Source organism: Saccharothrix sp. HUAS TT1 (genome assembly GCF_040744945.1).
Classification (GTDB): Bacteria; Actinomycetota; Actinomycetes; order Mycobacteriales; family Pseudonocardiaceae; genus Actinosynnema.
This window is the reverse complement of record NZ_CP160453.1, coordinates 1,377,576-1,400,550: the sequence shown is the minus strand read 5'-3', so window position 1 is coordinate 1,400,550 and position 22,975 is coordinate 1,377,576. Positions and strand designations below refer to the sequence as shown.

Below are 22,975 nucleotides of genomic sequence, written 5' to 3'. Positions count from 1 at the left end.
AAACCTGCTCTCACACCAGTGGCGCGCGGTCGATCGGGCACGACATGCAGCGCGGCCCGCCCCGGCCGGAGCCCAGTTCCGAGCCGCTGATCCGGATCACCTCGACGCCCGCGTCCTCCAGCCGCGCGTTCGTCTCCACGTTCCGCTCGTAGGCCACCACCAGGCCGGGCCCGACGGCCAGCGTGTTGTTGCCGTCGTCCCACTGCTCCCGCTCGGCGGTCACCGCGTCCAGCCCGGTGTCGATCACCCGCAGCCGCTCGATGCCCATCGCCTCGGCCGCGGCCGCCAGGAACGGCCGCCGGTCCTCGACCACGACGCCGCCGTCGCCGTCGGACCGGACGGGGTAGGCGTCCAGGTTGTCCCGCACCGCCGGGTACATCACCACGGCGTCCCGGTCGACCATCGTGCACACCGTGTCCAGGTGCATGGTGGCCCGCTCCTGGGTGATCGGCACCGCCAGCACGGTGTGCGCCAGGCCGTCGGCCAGCGCGGACCGGGCGAACGACTCCGCGCCCGCCGGCGTGGTCCGCTCGCCGACGCCGATCGCCAGCACGCCCGGCGCGAGCAGCAGCACGTCGCCGCCCTCGACCGGCGCGGAGTGCGCCCCGTACGCGCGGCCGGTGCGGCGGAACCGCGGGTGGTAGGCGTAGATCAGGTCGGTCAGCGCGGTCTCCCGGTCGCGGGCGGGCAGCGCCAGCGACGTGATCGCGACCCGGTCGCCCACCCACACCGACGAGTCGCGGGTGAACAGCAGGTTCGGCAGCGGGTCGACCGCGAAGTCGATCGGGTGGTGCATCTTGCGCACCAGCGACGCGCCCTCGGCCGCCGGCAGCTCCTCGAACGTCATGCCGGTCATCAGCGCGGCGGCCAGCTGCGCCGGGCCGATCGACGCCAGGTGCGAGCGCAGCGCGTCGGCCAGGTCGATGCCCAGCCGCCGCTCGTTGACCGCGCTGTGGATGCCCGCGATCCGGGCCCGGTCGTCGTGCAGCGCGGCGACCAGCAGGTCCGCCAGCAGCAGCACCTCGACGCCGCGCCCGCGCAGCAGCTCGGCGAACGCGTCGTGCTCCTCCTGGGCCCGGTCGACCCACGGCACGCCGTCGAACAGCAGCTGGTCGTTGTTGCGCGGGGTGAGCCGCTTCAGCTCGGCCCCCGGCCGGTGCAGCAGCACCGTGCGCAGCGGGCCGACCTCGCTGTCGACCCTGGGGGCCGGAGCCGGCTCGTCGTCGGTGGACGCGGTCTGGGCGATGTGCGCAGTCACGCTTCCGAGGGTAACTCCAGAACGGTCGGATCAGCAGCTCTGAGTGATCCATTCCAGCGAAACTCGATCGTATGACCCCTCAGGAATGACGATTCATTGCGCACTTCGCAGGTGGAGCTGCTGAAACGTTGCGTTGTGCTGCGCTTGGGCGGTTCGTTGCCGTGGTTGCGGGATGATCGTGTTCTACCGGGGGAGGATCAGTGGCGGACTTCCACTTGTTCATCGACGCGCCGGGCCAGGCCGCTCCGGCGACCGGCCGGCTGCTCCAAGAGCTGGTCAGGGGCGCCAGGGTGGACGCGCGGCCCGCGCCGGCCGAGTCGCCGGAGGGCTCCAAGAGCGGCACGGCCGCGAGCGTCGCCGAACTCGTCGTGAACGGCGCGCTGCCCGCCGCGGTGGCCGCCGCCGTCGCGTCGGTGATCACGTCGTTCGTGCAGCGCGGCGGCGCCCGCAAGGTGACGATCAAGAACGGCGACGACGAGATCACCGTCGAGGGCGTGGACGCCCGGTCGCAGAAGGCGCTGCTGGAGTCGTGGCTGCGCGAGCACGAGGGCGAGGGGTGACGTGGGGCGGCACGCCCTGCTGGTCGCGACCGGCGAGTACGAGGACGTCCGGCTGAGCCGGCTGCGCGCCCCCGAGCAGGACGTGGAACGCCTCGCCGCCGTGCTGGAGGACCCCGACGTCGGCGGCTTCACGACGGTCGAGGTGCTGCGGGACAAGGCCGACCACGAGATCCGCCGCGCGGTCGCGGACGTGCTCGACGCGCGGGAGGCCGACGACCTGGTGCTGCTGTACTTCTCGTGCCACGGCCTCACCACCCCGGCCGGGAGGTTGTACTTCGCCGCGTCGAACACCGTGCAGGACCGGCCCGCGGGCACCGCGATCCCGCGCTCGTTCCTCAACGAGCAGCTGGAGGACTGCCGGGCGTCCGGCCGGGTCCTGCTGCTGGACTGCTGCTTCAGCGGCGCGTTCGTCGAGGGGTTCAAGTCGGGCGGGACGACCGTGCTGGACGACGTGGACTCGGACGGCGTCGGCTCCGGCTACGTGGTGATGACGGCGTCCAACGCCTACGAGTACGCGTTCGAGCAGGACTCGCTGTCCCTGGACGCGCCGCTGGCGTCGCTGTTCACCGACGTGCTGATCGAGGGCCTGGCGGGCGGCGGCGCCGATCTCGACGGCGACGGGTGGATCGACGTCGACGAGCTGTTCAAGTACACCCGGGCCGAGGTGCGCGTCCGGCGCCCCGACCAGACGCCGCAGTACTTCGCGCACGGCTCGTCGCAGCCGCTGCGGATCGCGCGGGCCGGCGGCTCACCGGGTCGCAAGCCGCGGCGCACGGCGTCCTACACGTCCGGGCAGCTGCTGGTGGCGCGCGGTTTCCGGGCCGCCGCCGAACCCGTCTGCCGGACGCTGGGCCCGATGGGCCGGCGGGCCGTGGTGTTCGTGGACCGGCGGCCGGTCGAGCTGGCGGACGCCTCCGGGATCGTCGCCGCGTTCCAGCCGGACGACCCGCGCGACTCGCTCGGCGCCGGGTACGTCCGCGACCTGGTGCGCGAGGTGCGGCGGGACGCCGGTGACGGCGCGGCGTCGGCGGTGGCCGTGGCGCGCGGTGCGATCGACGGGCTGGTCGAGGCGATGCGCGACGGGCACGACCCGGTGCGGCTGATGCGCGGCGTCACGGCCGCCGCCACCCGCGCGGTGGAGCTGATCGGCGAGCTCGCCGTGCCGCTGGAGCCGTCGGACGTGCCCGCGCTGGCCGCCGCCGCGGCCGGTGACGTCGGGGTCGGCAGGCTGGTGGGGAACGTCGTCGCGGTGACCGGGCGGCGCGGGACGGTCCTGGTGGAGGAGGGCGTGGGGTTCGGGCTGGAGTACGAGATCGGCCGCGGCCTGTGGTTCGACAGCGGGTACGCGTCCAGCCTGTTCGTCACCGACCCGACCCGGCGCGAGGCGGTGCTGGTGAACGCGCGGGTGCTGCTGCTGAGCGGGCACCTGCCGCGCGCCGTCGACAAGGTGGTCGACTCGTTGGGCGTCGCCGAACAGCTGCTGGTGGTGTGCGAGGAGATCTCGCACGCGGCGCTCACGGCGTTGCTGAAGCTCGGGGAGCGGCTGCCGGTCGTCGCGGTCGTGACCGACCACGACCGGCTGAACCGGCTCCAGGCCGTCGTCGGCGGCACGATCCTCGACGTCGACCTGCTGGAGGCGGTGACGGCGCGGTCGTTCGGCCAGGCGGAGAAGGTCGTGGTCACCGCGTCGGAGACGCTGGTCTACGGCGGCCGGTCGCAGACCGGCAACCCGGCCGGCCTGATCCGCGCCGCCGCCTCCGAGGTGGGCAAGGTGGAGCGCGCCGTCCGCGCCGTGCGCAGCGCCGCCTTCGAGGGCGTGCTGCCCGGCGGCGGGCTCGGCCTGGCCGAGGTCGGCTCCCGGCTGGCCGCGTCCGCCACCGGCGCCGTCGAGGAGGTCGCGGGGTGGCGGGCGTTCGCCGCCGCGCTCGCCGAACCGGCGCGCCGCGTCGCCGAGAACGCCGCGGTCACCGTCGCCGACCTGGACCGCGGCCTGCTGGACTCGGCGGGGGTGGCGCGCGTCGTGGTGACCGCGGCCGTCCGCACCACCTCCCGCTTCCTCCTGGTCGGCTGACCCGTCACCGGATGAATCGCACGTCCGGGTGTCGTGGCGGGTCGCCCCGGAACAGCCGGGTGTCGCGCCCCTTCAGGTGCAGGTCGAAGAACGCGGCGAAGTAGTCGTGCTGCGCCGCCAGCGACCGGGTCGGGTCGATCGCGCCCACCGCCTCCCGCCGCTCCTCCGGGCTGAGCAGGTCGCCCACCTGCGGCACCGCGAACTGCAGGTCGGTGAAGCTGTAGTGGGTGGACCGGTCCAGGTGCAGGTCGCGCTTCCACCCGCGCTGGTTCGGCCAGAAGTCCGCCCACGTCCGGTCGAACTCGGGCGTCCGGTGCGAGTGCTCGACCACCAGGCCGGTGTCCGGGTCCACGAAATCCGCGCCCACCAGCATGAACGGCCGGTCCAGGCCCCGCGTCACGACCTCGCCCGGTCGGCCTTCACCGTGCCCCATGGCGCCGTCCACGTTGATCCCGGCGTCGACGCGCCGGTCGTGCACCATCGTCTCGCCCGCCGTGTAGCCGCCGTAGGAGTGGCCGAACGCGCCGACCCGCGACAGGTCCAGCGCCCGGTCGAGCCCGCGCGGCAACGGGTCCCGCTCGGCGTCCGGGTTCTGACCGCGGGCGATCAGCGCGAGCTGGTCGAGCACGAACCGGGTGTCGCCCACCCGCACGTCGATCGCGGTCTTGAGGGTCGTGGGCTCGGCCGGATCGGCCAGCGGCGGCTCGACCCGACCGCCCGGGAACTCGACCGCGAGCGATTCGTGGGTGTGCGACACGGACACGACCACGTACCCGCGGGAGGCGAGGTCGTCCACGAGGCCCGCGTTCAGCTCCCGCGCCGACCCGAAGCCGGGCGAGAACAGCACCACCGGCCAGTGGCCGCGAGCGGGCGCGCCCGTCCGCGCGTGCCGCCGGGTCGAACCCCAGTCGACCGAGCCGGGCGGCAGGCCGAGGCTGTCCGGGCTCGCCGCGACGGCGTCCACCGCCGCCGCCACGCCCGGCGTCATCCACGGCGCGCGGTCGGCGGCGGCGCGGTGGTCGTTGGCGCGGTGGTCGGTCGGGTAGGAGACGGTGGCCATCACCTCGCGGGCCCGCGCCGGCTGCCACGGGTCGGGGCGCCGGTCGACCAGGTGCAGCTCCACCGTGCCGACGGCGTGGCTCCCGCTCAGCTCCGGCATGGTGATCCGCACGCCCGTGGCGGCCGAGGCTGGAACGGCGGTGGACAAGGCGGCGGTGGCTAGTGCGGCGGTGGCGATTGCCGCCACGCCCCGTGCTGCGATGCGCATCAGGTTCCCCTCTGTCAGGTGACCCGATGCTTCCGGGCGCGACGTGGCGCACGCGTCAGTCTCGGGGCTGAACAGCGGGTACTCCGCGCGGAGGACCCCCTACGGCAGCCACGACACGTGACCGCGCAACGCCGCGTAACCGACGAACGCGACCACGTCCAACAGCGCGTGCGCGATGACCAGCACCCACAGCCGGTTCGTGCGCTGCCACACCTTGCCGAACACCAGGCCCATCACCACGTTCCCGATGAACCCGCCGAACCCCTGGTACAGGTGGTACGACCCGCGCAGCACCGCGCTCGCCAGCAACGCCGTGTTGTCCCGCCAGCCGAGCTGCCGGAGCCGGGTGATGAAGTACCCGACGACCAGCACCTCCTCCGCCCACGCGTTGCCCGCGGCCGACAGCACCAGCACCGCGCTGCGCCACCACGACTGGTCCAGGGTGGACGGCAGCACGGCCAGGTTCAGCCCCAGGTTCCACGCGACCAGGTAGAAGACCAGGCCGGGGATGCCGATCACGGCCGCCAGGCCGAGGCTGCCCAGCGCGTCCGGCCCGATCCGGGTGCGGTCCAGGCCCAGCGCCCCCAGCTTGATGCCGCCCTGCCACAGCAGGTACAGCCCGAGCCCGCCCCACGCGGCCAGCTGCACCACGCCCAGCAGCTGCGCGACCAGGTCCAGCAGGTCGAACCGCGCCTGCGGGACGTTGATCGCGACCTTCTGCTCGTTGAGCGGCACCGGGTCCAGCAGGCTGTCCAGCAACCGCACCAGGCTCCGCACCCCGGACAGGCCGAGCGTCACGGCGAAGACGAGCAGCAGTTCAACCTGGTAGCCGCGGCGCGTCCGGGCGTCCTCGATCACGCGCCTACGGTAACCGCGCGGCCCTCACCGGCGTTGCGCCAGGAACGGGCAGCCCATCAGCCGGCGCAGCTCGCCCGCCAGCTCCTGCGACGTGGCCACCGGCTGCGAGAACGCGATCCGCACGTCGTGGTCCACGTCCGCCATCTCCACCCGCAGCCGCAGGCCGAAGCGGTCCAGCCCGAGCGGCCGGACGTGGCCGCCCCTCAGGTCGTCCGGCAGGTGCTTCGCCAGCAGGCCGACCACGTCCCGGTGCGACAGCTCCAGGTGCCGCAGCCAGTGGTCCTCGTAGGCCGCGAACGGGTCCGGCTCGGCCTGCGCGAACAGCTCCGGCCGCAACGACGTCGTGCTCTCGGCGTCGGCCACCACCAGCGACGCGGGGGTCAACCGCAGCACCGACGCGCCGTGCCCGACGTCGAGCAACCTCGGGTCCGGGCGCGCCTCGGCGACCTGGAGCGCCGCCTCCCGCGCCTCGTCCGGGCCGAGCGCGCGCAGCCAACCGGTGATCCACAGCAGGCCGCGGACCGGCTCCCGCAACTGCACGGGCGCCTGGTCGGCCACCTCCAGCATCGCGGTCACCTCGGCCGCGCGGGCCGCCTCGACCAGCGGGTGCCCGTCGGGCAGCACGATCGTCGCCTCACCCCGCGGGTGGACGTGGTGCAGCACCGGCGTGACCCGGTTCTCCGTGCCGCCGGACGGCAGCAGGGCCGCCCGCCCACCGCGGGCGGCGATCGTGCGGGCCCGCTCCGCGGGGTGCGGCGCCGGCGGTCGACGTGTCTCGCTCAACCGCTCACCTCCTGAACTTAGGTGAGCCTAACTTGGTGGGGGTCGGCGGCGGAAGTCCCACGACCGGCGGAACGGTCCGGTTGGGCGATTCGGCGGCCCGCGCGCCCGTCGTAACCTGGGCTCGCCTGGCGGAGGTGGCTCGTGGTCGTGCCGAACAAGCCGTCCACCGGGGGCGCGGCCCTCGACGACCGGTGGACCCGGTACTGCCTGGAGATCGCCGGCCGACGCGCGTTCGGCCGGGTGGTCCTCGGCGCGCTCGCGTTCGTGCTCCAGCTCGCGCTCACCTTCGTGTTCCCGGTGCCGGCCACCTGGCCGTTCGCGCTCCTGCTGTTCTCCGCGCTGGTCCTCGGGCTGGGGCTCACCCGGCGGCGGTCGTCCACCGACGTCCTCGGCGACCGCGAGTGGGTCCACGTGCGCGTCCACTGGCGCGGCGGCCGGCTCGTCGTCCACGGCCCCCGACCCCTCGTGCTCGACGTGAGCGCCGGGCCTGTCGTCCGCGGTCGGATCACCCGGCACCGGCGGGCGTGGGTCGTGGAACCCGACCGCGCGGGCAACACGGTGGTCACGTTCCGCGGCGTGCCCAGGCTGTTCACGGCGAAAGTCGTGCGCGGATGAGTTTGCTGATCATCTATTCGGTTACCCAGGGGGCGTACTTCTGGTTGGCTGGGAGCAGTGGTGGGTGAGACGTGGGTGCACAAGTGCCTGGCCAGCGCGGATCGCCGCGCCGTCGGGTTCATCGGGCTGTCGTTGTTCGCCCTGCTGACGCTGTGGGTCGTCTCGGAGTGGATCGGCTCGCGCTGGGTGTTCCTGCTCACACCGCTGTGCGTCGAGTTCGCCGTGCCCGGCCTGCGGCACTTCTTCTCCCGGCGCTCCCTGCGCCGCCTGCTCGCCACCTACCCGCGGCACCAGGTGTCGGTGCACTTCGTGCCGGGCCGGACCCGCGTCGGGCGGCAGACCTACCTGGAGACCGCCGGGTCGGACCGCACCTTCCTCCGACTGGCCGAGATCCCCGAACGCGCCCGCGAGAACATCCGCCGCGGCGGCCGCGTCTGGTTGGCCGGACCCGACCCGCGCGGCCGGGCCGCCGTGCTGACCCGCGGCGCGCCGTTCATGACCCTCGGCAGGGTCGTCATCCGCTGAGCTAGCGCCCCACCGGGATGCCGCTCTGCTCGGCCCACGCCCCGACGTCCTCCCGCCGCAGCGCGGTCGCCAGCAGGTCCGGGAACAGGTCCGGCGTGCAGGCGAACGCCGGCGCGCCCAACTCCGACAGCTTCGCCGCCAGCTCGTGGTCGTACGCGGGCGTGCCGCTGTCGGACAGCGCGAGCAGCACCACCACCGTCACCCCGCTCTGCACCAGCTCCCGCACCCGCCGCTGCAACTCCCGCGCCACACCACCCTCGTAGAGGTCGCTGATCAGGACCATCACGGTGTCCGTCGGGCGGCGCACCAGCGACTGGCCGTAGGCGACGGCCCGGTTGATGTCCGTGCCGCCACCCAGCTGGGTGGAGAACAGCAGGTCGACCGGGTCCTTCAGCTGCTCGGTCAGGTCGACCACCTCGGTGTCGAACACGACCAGCTTGGTGTCCACGGCCTTCAACGAGGCCAGGGAGGCCCCCAGCACGGCGGAGTAGACGACCGACTCGGCCATCGAACCGGACTGGTCCACCAGCAGGACGACGTCGCGCAGGGACGCCTGGCGGCTGCGCCGGCTGTTGCCGACCAGGTCCTGGACGATCACCGTGCCCTGGTCGGGCTGGTAGTGGCGGAGGTTCTTGCGGATCGTGCGGTTCCAGTCCACGTCGGACAGCCGGGGGCGGCTGGTGCGGCGGGAGCGGTCGATCGCGCCGTGGACGGCGGCGAGGAGGCGGTCGGCGAGCTTGCGCTCGATGTCCTCGACCACCTTGCGGACCACGGCCCGCGCGGTCTCTCGGGTGCGCTCGGGAATGGCGCGGGAAAGGGACACCAGCGTGCCGACCAGGTTGACGTCGGGTTCGACGCTGGAAAGCAATTCGGGTTCGAGCAGCAATTGCCGGAGACCGAGCCGTTCCACGGCGTCCTTCTGCATCACCTGGACGACCGAGGTCGGGAAGTAAGTGCGGACATCCCCCAACCACCGGTGCAGGACGGGCGACGAACCACCCAACCCCGCACCGCGCTTTCCCCCGGCCTCCACCGGGTCCCCACCACCCCCGTACAACCCGGTCAACGCCCCATCCCGCCGCAGGTCATCCTCCCCAAGCCCCCCAAGATCCCCCGCCGCCGCCCCCAACAACAACCGCCACCGCCGCTGCCTCTCAACCGCGTTATCCTGCGTCACAGGAACACCCACCAATCCCGGCCACCCGGCCTGCTCTAACACGATCGGGTGATCATCGCCCGAATATGTACGGAAACGCTGTTACCAGACCTCGGTTAAAACGAGAGGCCGCCCCGACCAACCACCCCACGTACCCCTCGACCCCGCCGCCCACCAATCCGCCACCCCTCGACCCGCCACTCATCGACCCGCCACTCATCGACCCGCCACCCACCGGCCCACGCCACTCGTCGGCACCCGCCGAGCCGGCGAGCCGCCTGCGCCGGGCATCGCGCGGAAATTGCGCGAACACCTGCGGAAGATCGCGCGAGGCTGATGCGGGCAGGGCGCGGACACCAGCGGACATCTGCGGCAGATCGCGCGCGGAGCCGACGCGGGCAGCGCGGGGCTGGCGCGGCGCAGCGTGGAGCTGGTGCGGGCAGCGCGAGGGGATGACGCGAGGCAGCGGGGGCTGGGGCGAGACAGCGCGGGGGCCGGCGCGGTGTAGGGCTGATGCGGGCAGCGCGGGGGCTGGTGCGCGGCAGGGTGTGGGCAGGGCGGGGTGTCATGCGGTGGCGCCCAGGAGGTTGCGCACGTGCCCGGCGAGCCGGGCGGCCAGGTCCTCGTCCCAGTCGCCCGACCCCGACCCGCCGCCGCCCGCCGCCGTGCCCTTGACGCGGTCGCCGAGCATCCGGCGCTCGGCCGGGTTGAAGTCGACCACGGCGCGCCGCAGCAGCGGCAGGGCGGCGGCGAAGTCGGTGGGGGAGAGGCCCGTCAGCCACTCGTCCACGACGGCGAACAAGCGCGGGTCGGCGGTCAGCAGCGCGGCCGAGCCGCGCAGGAAACCTGCGACGAAGGCGGTCGCGCCGGCGGCCAGGGACACGGCCCGGTGGAGGCGGGCGGCGACGTCGTCGGAGTCCAGGGCGCCCGTCTCCCACAGCAGCCGGGTGGCGCGGCCGGTGGGCAGGCCGTGGGCGTCGGGCATGGCGACCAGCGCCGCCAGCGCCCGCTGCCAGGTGTCCCGGTGCTCCTCGTCGGCGGCCAGGCGGACCGCCTCGTCGGCGCCCTCGACGGCCCGCACGGCGCGTTCCGCGGTGTCCTCGTCCACGCCCCGGCACGCCAGGGGCAGGCCGACGGCGCCGCGCGCCAGCAAGCCGTGGAGGGCGACGCGCAGCAGCTCGGGGTCGGTGCCCCGAACGGAGCCGTAGCGGACGGTGGTGGCCAGGTCCGGGAGGGCGGCCAGCAGTTCCAGCGCGTCCGTCGCGGCGGCGGCGCAGCGGTCCAGGGCTCGGCGGGCGGCGGTCACCGCGGCCGGGATCTCGCAGCCGACCGACTGGCTCAGCACCTCGGCGGCGTCGACCACGCGGGTGGCGTCGGCGGCGCGGGCGGCCAGGACGGCGCCGGCCGCCGCCTCGACCGTCGTGCCGTGCCGGGCGGCCACGGCGAGGGCCACCGCGAACTCCGGCTTCCAGTGCAGCTGCCACGCCTCGGCGAACGTGCCCAGCGTCCGGGTCGTGTCCGGCGTGCCCCACGGGACGCCCAGGACCTCCAGCCGCCGCAACAGCTTCGAGCGCTCGCGGTCGGTGTCCTTGCGCAGGTCCAGCCGGATCGGCTTGATCGCCGCACTGGCCGGCAGGCGCAGCCTGCGCTGCGACCGCGCCAGGTCGGCGGCCAGCGGCGAGGTCGGGACGTCGTCGCCCACCTCGCCCAACCGCTCGCCGACCACCAGCTGCTCGTGCACCAGGCGCAACGGGGTCGCGTCGCCGCCGCACAGCACCGCCAGCGACGCCTCCATCACCTCCGACAGGCCCGGCGACGGCCGCCCGCGCAGCGCGGCCAACGCGTCCGCCAGCCGCACGGCCTCCACGGCGCTCGCCGTCGACGCGGGCAGGTCCTCCGCCCGCAGCACCGCGCACGCCTTCGCGAACCAGCGCGGCACGGCGTCGCCGCGCTCGGCGCAGTCCCACAGGTGCGCGTACCAGCCGGGCGAGGCGACGCCCGCGCCGTAACCCGACGACGCGGCCAGCCTGCCGTGGCTCCACGGCACCCACGTGCCGGACACCTTCCGGCGCGGCAAGCCCTTCAGCGCCGCGGCGTCGACCGACGCGGGCGGCAGCGCGCGCAGCGCGGGCACGTGCCACGCACCGGCCACCACCGCGATCGGGCCCTCGACGTCCTTCAACGCCTGCCGGACGTTCTGCCGCATCGCGGCTTCCCGGCGCAGCGTGCGCGCGTCCACCTGGTCGGCGAACTCCTCGCGCAACGCGCCCATCGCCTCCGCGACCGCCTCGGCCAGGTCCCGCGGGTCGGTGTGGTGCTCGACCACGTCCTCCCACCAGCGCTCCGGGTCGTCGAAACCGGCCGCCTCGGCCAACGTGCCCAACGGGTCCAGCGCCGCGCGCGGGGCCCCGTCGTCCGGCTCGGTCCCAGCCCCGGTCCCCGGCTCGTCGCCCAGCGAAGCGGCGGCCGGCAGGTCGAAGAACCGCACCGGGACGTCGTTGGCGTGCGCCCACCTCATCGCGCGCCACTCCGGCGAGAACTCGGCGAACGGCCAGAACGCGGCCCGCGCCGGCTCCGCCTCGTCGTGCAGCAGCAACGCCACCGGCGGCGTCAGGTGCGGCACGTGGGTCAGCAGCGCGTCGGCCTCCGGCGGACCCTCGATCAGCACCACCTCCGGCCGCACGGCCGCCAGCGCCGACGCGACCATGCGCGCCGAGCCCGGACCGTGGTGCCGGATGCCGAGCAGCACCACCCGCTCCGGCAACGGCTGTTCCCGCGCCATCAGCCCACCATGTCCTGGCACGCCCGGTACAGGTCGCGCCACTCGGCGCGCTCCTTCACCACCGCCTCCAGGTACTCCTGCCACGCCGCCGTGTCCGACACGCGGTCCTTCACCACCGCGCCGAGCAGGCCGGCCGCCAGCTCGTCGGCGGTGATCGTGCCGTCGCCGAAGTGCCCGGCCAGCGCCATGCCGCTGGTCACCACCGAGATCGCCTCGGCCGTGGACAGGCTGCCGCTCGGCTTCTTCAGCTGCGTGCGACCGTCCACGGTGGACCCGTTGCGCAGCTCGCGGAAGATCCGCACGACCCGGCGCACCTCTTCCAGCGCCGGCGGCTCGGCGGGCAGCTGCAGCGCCCGGCCGAGCTGGGCGGCCCGGGCCGAGACGATCTCCACCTCGTCGTCCTCGGTCGCGGGCGGCGGCAGCACGACGGTGTTGAAGCGGCGGGCGAGCGCCGACGACATCTGGTTCACGCCCCGGTCGCGGTCGTTCGCGGTGGCGATCACGGTGAACCCGGGCACGGCCTGCACCTGGGTGCCCAGCTCCGGCACCGGCAGCGTCTTCTCGGACAGCACCGTGATGAACGAGTCCTGCACCTCGGCGGGCATCCGGGTCAGCTCCTCGACCCGCACCACCGCGCCCTCGCGCATCCCCGTCATGACCGGGCTCGGCACCAGCGCCGCCTCGGACGGGCCCTCGGCGATCAGCCGGGCGTAGTTCCAGCCGTAGCGGACCTGGTCCTCGCCGGTGCCCGCGGTGCCCTGGACGACCAGCGTCGAGTCGCCGCTCACCGCCGCCGCGATGTGCTCCGACAGCCAGGACTTCGCCGTGCCCGGCACGCCGACCAGCAGCAGCGCCCGGTCGGTGACGAGCGTGCCGACGGCGACCTCGACCAACCGCCGGTCGCCGACGTACTTCGGCGTGATCACGGCGCCGTCCGGCAGCCTGCCGCCCAGCACGTAGGTGACCACCGCCTGCGGCGACATCCGCCAGCGCGGCGGGCGCGGCCGGTCGTCCGCCGCGGCCAGGGCCGCCAGTTCGGCTGCGTACTGCTGCTCGGCGGCCGGCCGCAGCACGGATTCGGTGGTCACTGGCTTTCCTCCCGGGTAGCGGACGGGGCGGTGTGGTTGGCGAACGCCTCGCGCAACTGCATGCGCAGCCGCAGGACGTCCAGCTCGACGGTGTGCTCCGGCCAGCGCTCGGTGATGCGGGCCCAGTTCGCGCCGAGGACCTCCGCGTCACCCCTGGCCAGCAGCACGGCGGGCGGCCGGCCGGCGCGCCACCTCGGGTCGCGCATCCCGGAGTAGCGGTCGAGCAGGTCGGCCGTCGCCCGCGCGCCCCACGGCGCGGGCAGCTGCGAGCAGGCGTGGTCGAGCAGGTCGTAGTTCCACTGCCGGGACACCTCGACCACGGTGCGCGCGGCCAGGTCGGCGGGCAGCCCGCCCAGCATCTCCAGCTGCTCCATGCCGGTCAGCGAACGGGTCGCGGCGACCGCCCACGGGCGGGCGTCGTCGGCCAGCTTCAGGTTCTGCGCGACGCCGCGCAGCAGCGAACTCGCCCACGGGCCGCGCGCCAGTTCGGCCGCCGCGCCCTCGTCGTCGGTGTCCAGGCGGCTGGTCCAGTGCCGCGGCGGCACGCTCGCCGCCGCGCCGCGCAGCCGACCGGCCACGCCCGCCTCGGAACCGTCCCGCATCAGGTCGCGGGCCTCGTCCGGCTCGGGGGACAGTTCCGCCCACAGCTCGTCGGTCTGCACGTCGAAGCCGTCGGCGGTGAGCCACAGGCCGCGGTGCAGGCGTTCGGCGGCGCGGGCGGCCAGGTCGGACGTGGGCACGCCGCGCAGCAGGCGCAGCGCCTCGTCGTGCACGCCGATCGCCCGGTCGTCCAGGGCGCGTTCGAGCAGCGGCTCGTCCTCCGGGCCGAGGTTCGCCTCCAGCGCGCTGATCAGCACCTGCCGGTCGGTGGCCCGCCGCTGCACCTCGAACTGGGCGGCCAGGAACGCGCGCGCCCGCGCCGGGTCCTGGTTGCGGGCGCGGCGCAGGGCCGCCAGGCGGGACGTGCCGGGCAGGTCGAGCGCCTGGTCGAGGTCGACCTCGTCCACCACCACGCCGGTCGCCGCCCACGACCAGGCGGGGCGGATCGCCGCCAGCCACCGGCCGCGGGCGCCGAGGACGGCGGTCACGGCCGGGCGCAGGCCGGGGTGCGCGGTGCCCAGGCCCAGCAACGCGGGCAGCTCGCGGTGGTCGGCGACCACGCCCGCCGCCCGCGCCATGCCGCACCACTCGGTGAGCAGCACCTGGTCGTCCAGCGCCAGCACCTGCACCAGCACCGACCTGGCGGCCGGGTGGGCCCGCACGTCGTCGGACGGCGGCGCGGCGGGCAGCAGCGGCGCGTCGACCGCCGGCGGCAACTGCGCGCCGTGGGCCGCCACCCCCAGGGCCGCCACGCGGTCCAGCAGCTCGGTCGACGTGACGCCGGCCCGGTGCGCGCCCACCAGCGCCGCCTGCACGGCCTCGTCCCACTCGGCCTGGAGGGTCATCGCCGACCACCCCGGGCGCACGTCGGGCAACCGGTGCTCATCCCACCACCTCCGGCGCGCCGCCGGGCTCCGCCACCGCGCCCAGGCGCAGCTCGCGGCCGTTCCACAACCCCCACGCGTCGAACGGCTCACCGCCCGACAGCGCCAGCGCCTGGTCCAGCGCCAGGTCCGGGCGGACCCGCACCCCGCGGCCCGTCGCGTCGACCAACCGGCCCGTGTCCCCGGTGACCCGCACCGACCCGCACCCCAACGGGTGCAGGCGCTGCCACGGGTCGGCCGTCAGGTACTCCTCCAACCCGGCCAGGGCCGCCCGCCACGACTCCGGGGCGGGCACGGCCCCGGGAGGCCGCTCCGCCAGCAGCTCGCCGACCGCCACCCGGTGCGGCGGCACGCCGGGGTACGGGTGCAGCACCCCCTGGACCTGCACCCCGTGCGTCAACGGCGGCACGGGCCGGGCGCCACCGCCGGCGTGCCGCACCGCCACCACCCACCCGTGCGAACGCCCCCACGCCCACTGCCGCACGGTCCGCACCAGGCCCTCGTCGGACTCCACCTTGAGCAGCGGCACCCAGTGGTCCGACCAGCCCGGACCGCCGCGCACCTCCTCCTCGGCCACGGCGAACCCCAGCCGCCGGCGCACCACGGGGTCGGGCGACTCCGCCAACCGCGCCAGCAGGTGCAGCCCGCCCAACCGGTCGGCCGCGTCGTGCGCCCAGTGCGGCCCGCCCGCCGCGACGACGCCGCGCACACCGGCCACCGCCGACGCCAGCCCCTTGGCCTGCGCGTCGACCATCCGCGCCTCGATCGAGTGCCACCAGGCCGCGTCCCGCGCGGGCAGCCCCGCGATGCCCGCGCCCGCCACGTCGGCCAGCCAGTCGGTCATCCCGGCGACCCCGGCGCGCACCGCGCCCTGCCGGGCCAGGGCCGTCTTCTCCTTGGCCCTCGCGCGCCGCAGCACCGCCTCCGGCGAGTCGTCGGAGGACCCGGCCGGAGCGGCGGCGCGGGTGCGGCGGGTCAGCCACTCGTCCACCCAGTCGGGGGTCTCGGCGACCGGGAACGGCTCCCGCGCGTCGCGCAGCTGCAACGCCAGCGCGTGCTTGCACGGGAACTTGCGCGACGGGCACGAGCACTTCGTCGCGCGGTCGCCGAGGTCGACGCACACCTGGTACGGGTTCTTGCCGCTGCCCTTGCACAGCCCCCACAGGGCCGTGTCGCTGCGACCCGTCCCCTGCCAGCCGGAGGACCCCGCCAGCCGGGTGGCGCTGCTCGCCACCTGGCCGTCCGGGGCCTGCTCCAGCAGTGCTCGTGCGTCCATGCCGGCAGACGTTAGAGGCACCCACCGACAAAGAGGTGATCAACCCAGGTCAGGCCCCCGGCGCGCCCACGACCAGGCGTACTTCGGGTCCTCGGACGCCAGCGCCGCCTCGCCCAGCTCCAGCGGCCGGAAGGTGTCCACCATGACCGCGGTCTCGTCGAAGTGGTCCGCGCCCAGGGATGCCTCGACCGCGCCCGGCTGCGGCCCGTGGGTGCAGCCCGACGGGTGCAGCGACAGCGAACCGATGCCGATGCCCGAGCCCTTGCGGGCCTCGTAGTTGCCGCCCACGTAGAACATCAGCTCGTCGGAGTCGACGTTGGCGTGGTTGTAGGGCACCGGGATCGCCAACGGGTGGTAGTCGACCTTGCGCGGCATGAACGAGCACACCACGAAGTTGGGGCCCTCGAACGTCTGGTGCACGGGCGGCGGCTGGTGCACGCGGCCCGTGATCGGCTCGAAGTCGCGGATGTTGAACACCCACGGGTACAGGCAGCCGTCCCAGCCGACTACGTCGAACGGGTGGTTGGCATAGGTGAACCGGGTGAGGCCGGCGCGGTGCCGCACGAGCACGTCCACGTCCTCGCCGTCCACCAGCAACGGCTCCGCGGGCCCCCGGACGTCGCGCTCGCAGTACGGCGAGTGCTCCAGGAACTGCCCCTTGGCCGACAGGTACCGCTTCGGCGGTCCGATGTGTCCGGTGGCCTCCAGCACGAGGATGTTCATCGGCTGGGACGGCACCACGCGGTAGGTGCACGACGTCGGCAGCACCACGTAGTCGCCCTCGGAGACGGCCAGCGCGCCGTACACGGTCTCGACCACGCCCTCGCCGGTCTGCACGTACAGCAGCTCGTCGCCGGCCGCGTTGCGGTACAGCGGGCTGGGCGCGGTGGCGGTCACGAAGCCGATCACCACGTCGGCGTTGCCGAACAGCGTGCGGCGCCCGGTGACCGCGTCCACCTCGGAGCCGTCCCAGGTCAGAGCCGGTGTCTTGAAGTGCCGCGGCTTGAGCGGGAGGTTCGGCGCGAGCGCGCCGCGCGACTCCTCGACGGTGACCGCGTCGACGATCGCGGTCGGCAGGTGGCGGTGGTAGAGCAGGGCCGAGTCGGCCGAGAAGCCCTCGACGCCCATCAGCTCCTCCGCGTACAGGCCGCCCTCCGGCGTGCGGAACTGCGTGTGGCGCTTTCGGGGGATCTCACCCACCTGGCGGTAGTACGCCATGGTTCACTCCGGGCGTTCGATAGTCGGACATCTTTGTTCATTGACCGGTACGCCACTAGCGTGTCAGCCGTGTCAAGCGCCTTCGAACTCCGTGCGCCCGGTCCACGCGGCACTCCGCCCCTGCTCGCGAGGCTTGTCGATGACGCCGCACTGTTCCCGCCGGGCAACGCAGCCATGCCCGACGCGGTCCGCGGCCACCTCGAAGCACGTGCCGGGGACTGGGCCGGCGCGGTCGGCCTCTTCCTGTGCCCCGCGTCCCGGCTGGCCGAGCTGATCACCGAGCTGATCAAGGTCAAGCCGGTGAAGCCCGTCGCCCTGTCGCTGGTCATCGACACGGGCCTGGGGGGTGTGCCCAAAGCCGTGTCGATCGTGGAGTCCCGCAGCGAGCTGCTGGCGCTGCGGATGGTCGAGATGCCCGCGCCGTCCGACGTGGACGAGGTGTGGCTGGAACGCGTCTCGGAGTTCGTGCCCGAGGACGTCATCAGGGTGGTCGAACCCCGGCGCGGCGGCGCGGAGTGGCTGGACGGCGTCCGCCGCGTCATCGAGCACGGCAGCTGGCCCAAGCTGCGCTGCGGCGGGGTCAGCCGGGAGAACTTCCCCAGCGTCGACGAGGTCGCCGACTTCCTCGCCGTGGTGAGCAGCGGCGGGGTGGCCTTCAAGGCGACCGCCGGCCTGCACCACGCCGTCCGGCACACCGACGACGCCACCGGGTTCACCCACCACGGCTTCCTCAACCTGCTCGTCGCGACCGCGCGGTCGCTGTCCGGCGGCGACGTGCGCGGCGCGCTGTCCAGCACGGACGCCGTCGCGCTCGGCGAGGAGGCGGCCGGGCTGTCCGACCAGGCGGCGCACGCCGTGCGCGGCGTGTTCGCCTCCTACGGGTCGTGCTCGCTGGACGAGCCGATCACCGACCTGGAGGAGCTGGGTCTGCTGTGAGCTGGATCGAGGACCCCGCGTTCACCGCCGACGCGCCGTTCGGGCCGCAGACGCTGCCCTACGGCGTCGTGCCCGGCGGTGTCGCGGTGCGGGTCGGCGACCGGGCGCTGCTGCTGCGCGGGCTGCGCCTGGGCGAGCGGCTGGAGCCGCTGGTGGCCACCGGCTCCCTGGACGCCCTGCTGGCGGCCGGGCGGCCGGTGTGGAGCGAGCTGCGGGCGCGGCTGGTCGAGATCGTCTCGGCCGCCTCCGCGCCGCGCGGTGTCGAACTGGTCGGGCTCGACGGCGCCGTGCTGCCGTTCGCCGTGGCCGACTACGTCGACTTCTACTCGTCCCGGCACCACGCGGAGAACGTCGGCCGGATCTTCCGGCCCGACGGCGACGCGCTGCTGCCGAACTGGACGCACCTGCCCATCGGCTACCACGGCCGGGCCGGGACGGTCGTCGTGTCCGGCACGCCGGTCGTGCGGCCGCACGGGCAGCGGCGGTCGTCGTCCGGGCCGGTGTTCGGGCCGACGGGCCGGCTGGACATCGAGGCCGAGGTCGGGTTCGTCTGCGGCGGGCCGGTCGCGTCCCGGCTGACGCCCGCGCAGGCGGTGGACCACGTGTTCGGCGTGGCGCTGGTCAACGACTGGTCCGCGCGCGACGTCCAGGCGTGGGAGTACCAGCCGCTCGGGCCGTTCCTCGGCAAGTCGTTCGCCACGTCGGTGGCCGCGTGGATCACGCCGCTGGAGGCGTTCGCGGTGGCCAGGGTGACCCCGCCGCCGCTGGGCAACGACGTGCTGCCGTACCTGGTCGAGGACCAGGCGTGGGGGCTCGACATCGACATCGAGGTCGAGTGGAACGGCGCCGTGGTGTCGCGGCCGCCGTTCCGCGAGATGTCGTGGACGTTCGCGCAACAACTCGCGCACCTGTCGGTGAACGGCGCTACGGTTCGGCCGGGCGACCTGATCGCGTCGGGCACCGTGTCCGGTCCGAACCGCGACGAGCGCGGCTCCTTCCTGGAGCTGAGCTGGGGCGGGAAGGAGCCGGTGGTGCTCGACGGCGGCGAGCGGACGTTCCTGGAGGACGGCGACACGGTGCGGATCACCGCGACGGCTCCGGGGGAGGGTGGTTCGGTCGTCGGGCTGGCCGAGGTGGTCGGCACGATCGCGCCCGCCGACGAGAGGTAGAGCGTGGTCAGACCTGATCCGCGCGGCCGGGTGCCCGCGCCCGCGTCCAAGGAGAGCTCGCTGACCCTGGAGCGGGGCCTGGCCCTGCTCCAGGCGGTGGCCGACGCCGAGTCGGAGGCGCCGTCGATCAGCGAGCTGGCGGCCGCCATCGGCGCGTCGCGGGCCGCGGTGTACCGGCTGCTGGTGCCGCTGCAGTCCCGCGGGCTGGTGCGGCGCGAGGGGTCGAAGGTGCGGCTCGGGCTGGGGGTGCTGCGGCTGGCGTCCAACGTGCTGCCGCAGCTGCGGATGGCCGCCCAGCCCGCGCTGCGGACGCTGGCCGAGCAGGTCGGCGCCACCGCGCACCTGACCGTGGCCGACGGGAGCGAGGCGCAGGCGGTGGCCGTGGTCGAGCCGTCGTGGACGGCGTACCACGTGGCGTACCGGGTCGGGTCGCGCCACCCGGTGCACCGCGGCGCGGCCGGCAAGGCGATCGGGCTGTCGCCGGAGGGCCGGCAGTGGGTGCCGTCGACGGGTGAGCTGCAGCCGGGCGCGTTCGGGGTGGCGGCGCCGGTGCGCGGCGTGCCCGGATTGCGGGCCAGCGTGGGCGTGGTGGCGTTGGAGAAGCTGGACGGTGAGGTCGTGGGGCCCCAGGTGGTGAGGGCGGCTCAGGAGGTCGCTGAGGCGTTGCGCTGACGCACACCCCCCTGGTGCGACACTCGGAGTCGGATCTAAGGAGAACGAAGTGACCGCTCTGCCAGAGGACGTCGAGAACTCGGCCGGCGAGCCGCACTTGTTCACGGTCGCCGAGTACTCCGAACTCGGAGAATTCGAATCCGGTTACTCCGAGCTGCAAGAGGGTCGCATTTTGATGTCGCCGAGCCCCGGCCCGCGCCACATGATGGCTTCAGGTGAGTTGTTCGTGCAGTTGCGGGACCGGTTGTCCGAGGAACTGGTCGCGATCCAGGACGTCGACGTCGACCTCGAACTCGTGCCCTACGGGGATCCCGGGTTCTCCCGGCGGCCCGACCTGGTCGTCGTGCCCCGCGTGGTGGCTGAGAGCGGGCGGATGCTGCGGGCGTCCGAGTTGCTGCTCGTGATCGAGATCGTCTCGCCGGGTTCGAAGCGTCTCGACCGGGTGATCAAGCGTGGTGAATACGCGGACGCGGGTATTCCGCACTACTGGATCGTGGACCTGAGCCCGCCGGTCTCGCTGGTCGCCTGCCACCTCGCCGGCGAATTCGGCTATCAGGACGCCGGCGACGTGACAGGCGAGTTCACGACCTCAGTGCCGTTCCCGGTGACCCTGAAGCTCGACGGGCTCGTCTGACGGGTGGACTTCGAGGGCGCCGTCCTCGGTGAGGACCACCCGGCGGCCGGGGTAGGTGCGCTCGGCGATCTCCACGTCACGCTGGTCGAAGTCGCCGTAGAACACCGGGACCCCGCCCGTCAGCTCGCACTTCTCGGTGCCCGTCGGCCACCGGTACGCCCCGGCGTCGATGGTGAACCCGTCGTGCGGGACCGCGGGTACGGCCTACCCGGAGATCACCTGCCACAGCGCGAACAGCGCGAACGCGGCGAACAGGAAGCCGCTCACCCGCTGGATCAGGTGCGTCGGGATGCGGGTGGCGATCCTGCGGCCCACGAGCACGGCGATGGCGGCCACGGTGGTCAGGGCCAGGAACGCGCCCAGGCCGACGAACACCGGGCTGGCGTAGCGGGCGGACAGGGCGGCGGTGGCCAGCTGCGAGGCGTCGCCCCACTCGGCGGCGAACAGGACGCCGAACGACGTGAGCGCGGCGCGCAGGAACGTCACCTGACCGGCGCCGGAGGCGTCCGCGCCCGACTCGTCGTCGTCCTGGGAGAACCCCTCCTTGAGCAGCAGGAACGCGCCGACGCCGAACAGCGCCGCGACCACCCCGGCGACCACCCGGTCGGGCAGCAGGGTCAGCACGCCGCCGAACGTGGCGGCCACCACGCACTGGATCGCGAACGCCGCGGTGACGCCCGCGAACACCGGCCACGGCCGGTAGCGGGTGGTGAGCACGAGCGTGGCCACCATCGTCTTGTCCGGCAGCTCGGCCAGGAAGATGATGGCGAAAGCCGTCGCCAGGGCGATGAGTTCGGGTGCCACGGGTACCTCCGACGTCCGATGTGAACCCGGACGGAGGCAGCACGACCCCGACCGGGCGTGGTGCGCTGCCCGGCCGGAGGTCTCGTTCGCCCGCTCGTGGAGCTGGAGCGGGTGAGGGGCCGGGTCCGCGCGCGGCGGACCAGTGTGTCGACCCTCTCGCCCCGGTCGTGGAGACCCGGGGGAACTACTCCCCTCTGGCGCCCACAGCGTACCGGGCGGGGGCGCTCCCGCCGGACGTGACGGTGGACACCGGGACCTTGGTCCCGCCCCGGAGGGGACCCTCGTACCTGAGGCGGGACCCCCTCGCGGACCTACGTTCGTCCCGTGGACGTCCTCGACCTGGCGCGGTGGCAGTTCGGCATCACCACCGTCTACCACTTCCTGATGGTGCCGCTGACCATCGGGCTCTCCCTGCTGGTGGCCGGGATGCAGACCGCGTGGGTGCGCACGGGCGACCGCAAGTACCTGGCCATGACCAAGTTCTGGGGCAAGCTGCTGCTGATCAACTTCGCCATGGGCGTGGTGACCGGCATCGTGCAGGAGTTCCAGTTCGGCATGACCTGGAGCGCCTACTCGCGCTTCGTCGGCGACGTGTTCGGCGCGCCGCTGGCGATGGAGGGCCTGGTCGCGTTCTTCGTCGAGTCGACGTTCCTCGGCCTGTGGATCTTCGGCTGGGACCGGCTGCCGAAGAAGGCGCACCTGGCCTGCGCGTGGGCGTTCTCGCTGGCCACGATCGCGTCGGCGTACTTCATCCTGGCCGCGAACTCGTGGATGCAGCACCCGGTGGGCGTGGAGCTGGTCGACGGCCGGCCCCGGCTGACGTCGATCTGGGCCGTGCTGGGCAACAGCACCGTGCTGGCCGCGTTCCCGCACACGATCTTCGGCGCGTTCGCCGTCGCCGGGTCGTTCCTGGTCGGCATCGCGGCCTGGCACCTGTGGCGGCGCACCGACGAGGGCCCCGTGTGGCGCGCCTCGGTGAAGCTCGGCACGTGGGTGGGCGTGGTGGCGTTCACCGGCCTGGCGATCAGCGGCGACCTCCAGGGCAAGCTGATGTTCGAGCAGCAGCCGATGAAGATGGCGGCGGCCGAGGCGCTGTGCCACACCGAGTCGCCGGCGGCGTTCTCGGTGTTCGCGATCGGCGACGTGTCGCGGCCCGACTGCGAGAACGTCAAGAGCGTCACGGTGCCCGCGCTGCTGTCGTTCCTGGCGCACAACGACTTCACCACCGAGGTGAAGGGCATCGAGGAGCTGGTGCCCCTCTACCAGGAGAAGTACGGCGCGAACTACCCCGTCGACCCGAAGCTGGGCGAGCTGTCGGGTCAGCCGATCGACTACGTGCCGAACCTGCCCGTCACCTACTGGGGCTTCCGGCTGATGATCGGGTTCGGGGCGGTCGCGGTCGGCGCCGGGCTGCTCGTCCAGTGGCTGACGCGCGGTGGGCGGGCGCCGCGCGGCCGGTGGTTCAAGTGGCTCGCGCTGGGCAGCGTCGCGACGCCGTTCCTGGCCAACAGCTTCGGCTGGATCTTCACCGAGATGGGTCGGCAGCCGTTCGTGGTGGTGCCGAACCCGAGCGGGGTGGACGGGGTGTGGATGTTCACCGCGCGAGCTGTGTCGTCGTCGACACCGGGGGAGGTGTTGACGTCGCTGGTCGCCTTGACGCTGGTCTACGGGGTGCTGGCCTGCGTCGAGGTGTTCCTGGTCCGGCGGTACGTCCGCGCTGGGGTCGCGGGCGTGCTGCCGGCGCGACCACCCGGTGACGCCGGGCCCGGCGCCAAGACCGACGACGACGTCCTGTCGTTCGCGTACTGAGAGGGGGAGC

20 protein-coding genes are annotated in these 22,975 nt (G+C 73.9%); 9 read left to right on the top strand and 11 right to left on the bottom strand.

Features of this window, described 5'->3' with window-relative positions:
- Positions 1-10: 10 nt before the first annotated feature.
- Positions 11-1,258: an arginine deiminase gene (locus AB0F89_RS06865; protein WP_367133691.1), complete on the bottom strand. Its 1,248-nt coding sequence runs from the start codon at positions 1,256-1,258 to the stop codon at positions 11-13.
- Between the two features lie 200 nt (positions 1,259-1,458).
- Here AB0F89_RS06865 and AB0F89_RS06860 point away from each other — a divergent pair, with 200 nt between their 5' ends.
- Positions 1,459-1,818, top strand: a complete 360-nt coding sequence (locus AB0F89_RS06860; protein WP_367133689.1) for a hypothetical protein — start codon at positions 1,459-1,461, stop codon at positions 1,816-1,818.
- 1 nt (position 1,819) lies between these two features.
- Positions 1,820-3,889, top strand: coding sequence for a TCP-1/cpn60 chaperonin family protein (locus AB0F89_RS06855; RefSeq protein ID WP_367133687.1), 2,070 nt, complete (start codon positions 1,820-1,822; stop codon positions 3,887-3,889).
- Between the two features lie 4 nt (positions 3,890-3,893).
- On the opposite strand, the gene AB0F89_RS06850 is transcribed toward AB0F89_RS06855, so the two are convergent.
- From AB0F89_RS06850 to AB0F89_RS06840, 3 genes are all read right to left on the bottom strand, one after another.
- The gene (locus AB0F89_RS06850) at positions 3,894-5,156 is read right to left on the bottom strand and encodes an alpha/beta hydrolase family protein (protein WP_367133685.1); all 1,263 of its coding nucleotides are present in this window, start codon (positions 5,154-5,156) and stop codon (positions 3,894-3,896) included.
- Positions 5,157-5,255: 99 nt separating this feature from the next.
- The gene (locus tag AB0F89_RS06845) at positions 5,256-6,014 is read right to left on the bottom strand and encodes a CPBP family intramembrane glutamic endopeptidase (RefSeq protein WP_367133683.1); all 759 of its coding nucleotides are present in this window, start codon (positions 6,012-6,014) and stop codon (positions 5,256-5,258) included.
- Positions 6,015-6,038: 24 nt separating this feature from the next.
- On the bottom strand, positions 6,039-6,797 hold the full coding sequence (locus tag AB0F89_RS06840) for a DUF2470 domain-containing protein (protein ID WP_367133681.1): 759 nt from the start codon (positions 6,795-6,797) through the stop codon (positions 6,039-6,041).
- 141 nt (positions 6,798-6,938) lie between these two features.
- Between AB0F89_RS06840 and AB0F89_RS06835 the strand changes: the two genes are divergently transcribed.
- Together AB0F89_RS06835 and AB0F89_RS06830 are read left to right on the top strand one after the other, a co-directional pair.
- Positions 6,939-7,412, top strand: coding sequence for a hypothetical protein (locus AB0F89_RS06835; RefSeq protein WP_367133679.1), 474 nt, complete (start codon positions 6,939-6,941; stop codon positions 7,410-7,412).
- Positions 7,413-7,472: 60 nt separating this feature from the next.
- The gene (locus AB0F89_RS06830) at positions 7,473-7,937 is read left to right on the top strand and encodes a hypothetical protein (protein ID WP_367133677.1); all 465 of its coding nucleotides are present in this window, start codon (positions 7,473-7,475) and stop codon (positions 7,935-7,937) included.
- Between the two features lies 1 nt (position 7,938).
- Here the strand turns inward: AB0F89_RS06830 and AB0F89_RS06825 are convergent, their stop codons facing one another.
- The 6 genes from AB0F89_RS06825 to AB0F89_RS06800 form a co-directional block, all read right to left on the bottom strand.
- The gene (locus tag AB0F89_RS06825) at positions 7,939-9,114 is read right to left on the bottom strand and encodes a VWA domain-containing protein (RefSeq protein WP_367133675.1); all 1,176 of its coding nucleotides are present in this window, start codon (positions 9,112-9,114) and stop codon (positions 7,939-7,941) included.
- 544 nt (positions 9,115-9,658) lie between these two features.
- Positions 9,659-11,875 (bottom strand): DUF5682 family protein, encoded by a 2,217-nt coding sequence (locus AB0F89_RS06820; protein ID WP_367133673.1) that lies wholly within the window; start codon positions 11,873-11,875, stop codon positions 9,659-9,661.
- Positions 11,875-12,963 (bottom strand): AAA family ATPase, encoded by a 1,089-nt coding sequence (locus AB0F89_RS06815; protein WP_367133672.1) that lies wholly within the window; start codon positions 12,961-12,963, stop codon positions 11,875-11,877. Before AB0F89_RS06815 ends, AB0F89_RS06820 begins: the two co-directional genes overlap by 1 nt.
- The gene (locus AB0F89_RS06810) at positions 12,960-14,429 is read right to left on the bottom strand and encodes a DUF5691 domain-containing protein (RefSeq protein WP_367138739.1); all 1,470 of its coding nucleotides are present in this window, start codon (positions 14,427-14,429) and stop codon (positions 12,960-12,962) included. Before AB0F89_RS06810 ends, AB0F89_RS06815 begins: the two co-directional genes overlap by 4 nt.
- 16 nt (positions 14,430-14,445) lie before the next feature.
- Positions 14,446-15,723 (bottom strand): SWIM zinc finger family protein, encoded by a 1,278-nt coding sequence (locus tag AB0F89_RS06805; RefSeq protein WP_367133670.1) that lies wholly within the window; start codon positions 15,721-15,723, stop codon positions 14,446-14,448.
- A gap of 39 nt (positions 15,724-15,762) precedes the next feature.
- Positions 15,763-16,941: a homogentisate 1,2-dioxygenase gene (locus AB0F89_RS06800; RefSeq protein WP_367133668.1), complete on the bottom strand. Its 1,179-nt coding sequence runs from the start codon at positions 16,939-16,941 to the stop codon at positions 15,763-15,765.
- A 174-nt stretch (positions 16,942-17,115) separates the two neighbouring features.
- Between AB0F89_RS06800 and AB0F89_RS06795 the strand changes: the two genes are divergently transcribed.
- From AB0F89_RS06795 to AB0F89_RS06780, 4 genes are read left to right on the top strand one after another with little or no spacing between them, the layout of a single operon-like run.
- Complete coding sequence (locus AB0F89_RS06795; RefSeq protein WP_367133666.1) at positions 17,116-17,877, top strand: hypothetical protein; 762 nt, start codon at positions 17,116-17,118, stop codon at positions 17,875-17,877.
- Positions 17,874-19,046 carry a fumarylacetoacetate hydrolase family protein gene (locus AB0F89_RS06790; protein WP_367133664.1) on the top strand — a complete coding sequence of 391 codons (1,173 nt, stop codon included), beginning with the start codon at positions 17,874-17,876 and terminating at the stop codon, positions 19,044-19,046. The genes AB0F89_RS06795 and AB0F89_RS06790 overlap by 4 nt, the downstream gene beginning before the upstream one ends.
- A gap of 3 nt (positions 19,047-19,049) precedes the next feature.
- A complete protein-coding gene (locus tag AB0F89_RS06785) occupies positions 19,050-19,718 on the top strand; it encodes an IclR family transcriptional regulator (protein WP_367133663.1) in 669 nt (222 codons plus the stop codon).
- A 49-nt stretch (positions 19,719-19,767) separates the two neighbouring features.
- Positions 19,768-20,352 (top strand): Uma2 family endonuclease, encoded by a 585-nt coding sequence (locus AB0F89_RS06780; protein WP_367133662.1) that lies wholly within the window; start codon positions 19,768-19,770, stop codon positions 20,350-20,352.
- A 204-nt stretch (positions 20,353-20,556) separates the two neighbouring features.
- On the opposite strand, the gene AB0F89_RS06775 is transcribed toward AB0F89_RS06780, so the two are convergent.
- The gene (locus AB0F89_RS06775) at positions 20,557-21,156 is read right to left on the bottom strand and encodes a TMEM165/GDT1 family protein (protein ID WP_367133661.1); all 600 of its coding nucleotides are present in this window, start codon (positions 21,154-21,156) and stop codon (positions 20,557-20,559) included.
- Positions 21,157-21,480: 324 nt separating this feature from the next.
- Between AB0F89_RS06775 and AB0F89_RS06770 the strand changes: the two genes are divergently transcribed.
- Positions 21,481-22,965 carry a cytochrome ubiquinol oxidase subunit I gene (locus AB0F89_RS06770; RefSeq protein WP_367133659.1) on the top strand — a complete coding sequence of 495 codons (1,485 nt, stop codon included), beginning with the start codon at positions 21,481-21,483 and terminating at the stop codon, positions 22,963-22,965.
- Positions 22,966-22,975: the final 10 nt, after the last annotated feature.

Excerpts from the sequence above, each read along its gene's own strand:
- AB0F89_RS06850 (WP_367133685.1), bottom strand. The coding sequence starts at position 5,156 with ATGCGCATCGCAGCACGGGGCGTGGCGGCAATCGCCACCGCCGCACTA.
- AB0F89_RS06820 (WP_367133673.1), bottom strand. The coding sequence starts at position 11,875 with ATGGCGCGGGAACAGCCGTTGCCGGAGCGGGTGGTGCTGCTCGGCATC.
- AB0F89_RS06805 (WP_367133670.1), bottom strand. The coding sequence starts at position 15,723 with ATGGACGCACGAGCACTGCTGGAGCAGGCCCCGGACGGCCAGGTGGCG.
- AB0F89_RS06800 (WP_367133668.1), bottom strand. The coding sequence starts at position 16,941 with ATGGCGTACTACCGCCAGGTGGGTGAGATCCCCCGAAAGCGCCACACG.
- AB0F89_RS06795 (WP_367133666.1), top strand. The coding sequence starts at position 17,116 with ATGCCCGACGCGGTCCGCGGCCACCTCGAAGCACGTGCCGGGGACTGG.